The organism is Streptomyces endocoffeicus (genome assembly GCF_016741935.1).
In the GTDB taxonomy this organism is placed as follows: Bacteria; Actinomycetota; Actinomycetes; order Streptomycetales; family Streptomycetaceae; genus Streptomyces; species Streptomyces endocoffeicus.
In genome coordinates, this window is the sequence record NZ_JAERRG010000099.1 from 1 (window position 1) to 4,921 (window position 4,921).

Annotated in this window: 2 protein-coding genes; both read left to right on the forward strand. The window is 70.8% G+C overall.

The genetic code is table 11. From position 1 onward, the window contains the following. Nucleotides 1–3,922: SDR family NAD(P)-dependent oxidoreductase (locus JK364_RS53820; RefSeq protein ID WP_201858786.1), on the forward strand; the 3,922-nt coding region annotated here is incomplete at its 5' end. A gap of 26 nt (nt 3,923–3,948) precedes the next feature. Beyond that, the coding region (locus tag JK364_RS53825) for a beta-ketoacyl synthase N-terminal-like domain-containing protein (RefSeq protein WP_230993956.1) at nt 3,949–4,921 on the forward strand (973 nt) is incomplete at its 3' end.

The following is a 4,921-nucleotide window of genomic DNA, read 5'->3' on the forward strand; positions in this document are numbered from 1 at the left end:
ACTCACCTCCCTGGCCGAGGCGTACGTACGCGGTGTCCCCGTGAGCTGGAACGCCCTGCTCGGCGACCTGCCCATCCACGCCGCGCTGGATCTGCCCACCTACGCCTTCCAGCGTCAGCATTACTGGCTGGGACGGCGAGGCGAATCGGTGGACGCGACCGCGCTGGGACTTGCGCGGGCCGACCACCCCCTGCTGGGCGCCGTGACCGAACTGCCCGAGTCGGGGGGCCTGCTGTTCACCTCCCGCCTGTCGCTGCGTACGCATCCCTGGCTGGCCGACCACGCGGCGGCGGGCACCGTGCTGTTGCCCGGCGCGGCCTTCGTGGAGCTGGCGGTGCGCGCCGGTGACGAGGTCGGCTGTGGCGTCGTCGAAGAGCTCGTCGTCGAAGCACCGCTCACGCTGCCCGAGCGCGATGGTGTGCGGCTGCGGGTGAGCGTGGGCGCGGCGGACGATTCCGGCCGACGTTCGGTGGCAGTGCACTCACGAGGCCAGGATGGTGATACGGACACTCCCTGGATCCGCCATATCAGTGGAACCCTTGCCCAGGACACCCCCGATGACCTGGACGCGGACCTGACGCAATGGCCCCCCACGGGGGCGGTGGCAGTCCCGGAGGAGCGGGTACGCGGCATTTACGAGGAGCTGGAGGCGAGCGGTTACGGATACGGCCCCGCCTTCCGTGGTCTGCGGTCCGCGTGGACGCGGGGCGACGAGATCTACGCCGAAGTCGCCCTGCCCGAGGAGCTGTCGGCCGAAGCCACCGCGTTCGGGCTGCACCCCGCACTGCTCGACGCGGCCCTGCACGCCACCGCTTTCCGCGACCGTACCGATGACCAAGCGGGGCCCGCGTTGCCGTTCGCCTATCGCGGAGTGTCCCTGCACGCCTCCGGCGCTTCGGCACTGCGCGTACGTATCACACCCAATGGCAAGGAAGGCGTCGGCCTGCGGTTGGCCGATCCGAGCGGGGCGGCGGTGGCGGTGGTCGAGTCGTTGGTGTCGCGGCCGATGCCGACGGCGCTGCTGGACGTCGCCGCACGGACCTCGACCGACCAGATGTTCCTCGTGGGGTGGGAGCAGCTGCGGGTCGACGCCGCCGACGTACCGCTGGACACCGTCTCCGTACACACCGCGCAGGACGTACGGCAGTTGGCCACCCGAGCCGACGCGCCGGTCGGGACACGGGTCGGGGCGCCGCCGGTGTTGCTGTACGAGATCGGCCCCGACGATGCCGTGAGCGACGACACCAGCGCGGCCCGCGCGCATGAGCCGACGGGGCAAGCGCTGGACGTGTTGCGGACGTGGCTGACCGAGCCCTCGCTGGAGGACTCACGCCTGGTGGTGCTGACGCGGTGCGCCGTAGGAGTCCGGGACACCGATGTGGTCGATCCGGCGGTCGCCGCGGCCTGGGGGCTGGTCGGCGCCGCGCAGTCGGAGAACCCCGGGCGGATTCTGCTCCTCGACGCGGACGACACACCGGCCGCCACGGAGGCCCTGCCCACCCTTTTACCCGCCCTGCTCGCCGGAGACGAACCACAGCTCGCGCTACGCGCGGGCGTCTGCCACCAACGCCGTCTGACCCGGGCGACGGCCGACGAGGCACTGGTGGCGCCCGAGGGAGAACCCGCGTGGCAGCTGGGCACCCGCGGTCCGGGAACGCTGGAGGGCCTGGCGCTGCTGCCGTCGCCGAAGGCACTGGCGCCACTGCCCCTGGGCCATGTCCGGATCGAGACACGTGCCGCGGGGCTCAACTTCCGCGATGTGCTGATGGCGCTGGGCATGTACCCCGGCGAGATCAGCATCGGCAACGAGGGCGCGGGTGTGGTCACGGAGGTCGGCCCAGGTGTCACCCGCTTCGCTCCGGGCGACCGGGTCATGGGGCTCTTCGAGGGCGCGGGCGGCCCTATCGCCGTCGCCGACTGCCTCACTCTCGTCCACATGCCCCAGGGGTGGTCCTTCGAGCAGGCGGCCGCGGTCCCCTGCGTATTCCTCACCGCCTACTTCGGGCTGCGGGACCTGGCAGGGCTGGAGCGCGGGGAGTCGGTTCTCATCCATGCGGCCGCCGGTGGCGTCGGCATGGCCGCGGTGCAGCTGGCGCGGCATTGGGGCGCCGAGGTCTACGGAACGGCCAGTCCGGCCAAGTGGGACGCCGCGTGTACCGCCGGTGTCCCGGACGGACGGCTGGCCAACTCCCGGACGCTGGAGTTCGAGCAGCGGTTTCTCGAGATGACCGGTGGCCGTGGCGTCGATGTGGTGCTGGACGCCCTCGCCGGAGACTTCGTCGACGCCTCACTCCGGTTGCTGCCCAGGGGTGGCCGGTTCATCGAGATGGGCAAGAGCGATATCCGGGACGCCGAAGAGGTGGGCGTTCAGCACCCCGGCGTGGCCTATCGGGCGTTTGACCTGGCCGAGGCCGGTGGCGAGCGCATCCAGCGGATGCTGACCGAGCTGGTCGACCTCTTCGAGAAGGGGGTGCTGACCCCGCCACCGGTGACGGTATGGGACATCCGGCGCGCTCCGGCCGCCTTCCGCTTCATGAGCCGGGCGCAGCACATCGGCAAGAACGTGTTCACCCTGCCGCGCTGCCTGGACCCGGAAGGCACCGTGCTCATCACGGGTGGCACCGGATCGCTGGGCAAGGTGGCCGCCCGACGCCTGGTGACCGAGCATGGTGTACGGAATCTGGTGCTGACCAGCCGCAGCGGACCCCAGGCCGCCGGCGCCGCCGAGCTGGAGCGGGAACTGACCTCGCTCGGCGTCCGGGTGCGGATCGCCGCGTGCGATGTGGCAGACCGCGATGCCCTGGCCGAGCTGCTGTCCGCACTGCCCGAAGACGCGCCACTGACCGGCGTGGTACACAGCGCGGGCGCGCTGGACGACGGTGTGATCACCACATTGACCAGGGAGCGGCTGGACACGGTCTTCGCCCCGAAGGCGGACGCCGCACTCCATCTGCACGAGCTGACCCGGCACCTGGATCTGGCCGCCTTCGTCCTGTTCTCCTCGGCCGCGGGGACGCTCGGCAGCTCGGGGCAGGGGAGCTATGTGGCGGCCAACGCCTTCCTGGACGCTTTGGCACATCGGCGCCGCGCCGAGGGGCTCCCGGGCATCTCCCTGGGCTGGGGGCTGTGGGCACAGGGTGCGGGGGTCGGGCTGACCGGCCACCTCACCGACGCCGACCAGCGGCGTATGGCGCGCGGGGGAGTGGCGGGGCTGTCGGAGGCCGAAGGCGGGGCGCTGTTCGACACCGCGCTGCGCATGCCCCAGCCGGTGGTGCTTCCGATGAAACTGGACCTGGGCGCACTGCGGGCCCAGGCCGCCGCCACCGGACCGGTGCCACCGTTGCTCCGTGGCCTCGTCCGGCAGAGTCGGCGCATCGCGCGGACGGCCGCCGATCTGGACGCCTTCACCCAGCGCCTGACCAGGGCCACGCCCGAGGAGCAGGAGCAGATCCTGCTCGGCTTGGTCTGCCGGGAGGCGGCTCGGGTACTGGGCCACGCCTCCGCCCATGCCATCGGGCCGGACCTGGCGTTCAACGAAATCGGCTTCGACTCCCTCACGGCGGTGGAACTGCGCAACCGGCTGGCCAACCACACCGGGATACGGCTCCCGGCCACGCTGGTCTTCGACTATCCGACGCCCACCGCCCTGATGCGCCACTTGCGGATGAAGCTCTGCCCGGATGCCCCACCTGAGCAGCGCCTCGCCGGGAGCGAGGAGGATCTGCGCCGCGCGTTGGCCAGGACACCACTGAGCCGCTTCCAGGAGCTGGGCATCCTCGACACCCTCATGGCGCTGGTCCAGGAGCCCGAAGCGGCGCAGCAGGTGGACGGGCAATCGGCGGAGGAACAACCGGCTGCCGCGATCGCCGAAATGGATGTCGCCAGTCTGGTGCAACGAGCCATGAGCAAGGCCGGGAAGTAATGTCGGTTCGGAATGCGGAGGCCGGGATGACCACTCCCGAAGCGAAGGTCGTCGAAGCGCTGCGTGTCACGCTCATGGAGAACGAGCGGCTCGAGCGGGAGAACGCCGACATACGTCGCGGCCTGTCGGAGCCGATCGCGATCGTGGGGATGGCGTGCCGGTTGCCGGGTGGGGTGACCACGCCGGAGGAGCTGTGGGACCTGGTGATGGAGGGTGGTGACGCGATCGGCGGGTTCCCGGAGGACCGTGGCTGGGATCTGGAGAACCTCTTCGACCCGGATCCGGATCACCCGGGGACCAGCTATGTCCGCGAGGGTGGCTTTCTGCGCGACGCGGGGGAGTTCGACGCGGGCTTCTTCGGCATCTCGCCGCGTGAGGCGCTGGCGATGGATCCGCAACAGCGCGTCATGCTCGAGACCTCCTGGGAGGCGTTCGAACGCGCCGGGATCGACCCGACCGCGCTGCGGGGCAAGGACATCGGTGTCTTCTCCGGGGTGACGTACCACAGCTACGGCTCCGGAGCGCGGGTCCCCGAAGAGCTAGAGGCGGTCATGGGAACGGGCACCTCGGCAAGCGTCCTGTCGGGGCGGGTGTCATACGCGCTCGGTTTCGAGGGCCCCTCGGTCGCGGTCGATACGGCGTGTTCCTCGTCGCTGGTGGCGTTGCATCTGGCTGTACAGGCGCTGCGGTTGGGCGAGTGCTCGATGGCGCTGGCCGGAGGTGTGACCGTCATGGCCAACCCCGGTATCTTCGTCGGCTTCTCGCGGCAGCGCGGCATGTCGAAGGACGGCCGTTGCAGGGCCTTCGCGGCCGCGGCGGACGGCACCGGCTTCTCCGAGGGCGCGGGCGTGCTGCTGGTGGAGCGGTTGTCGGACGCGGAGCGGCTTGGGCATCGGGTGTTGGCGGTGGTGCGTGGCAGTGCGGTGAATCAGGATGGTGCGTCGAACGGTCTGACGGCGCCGAATGGTCCGTCGCAGCAGCGGGTGATCCGGCAAGCGC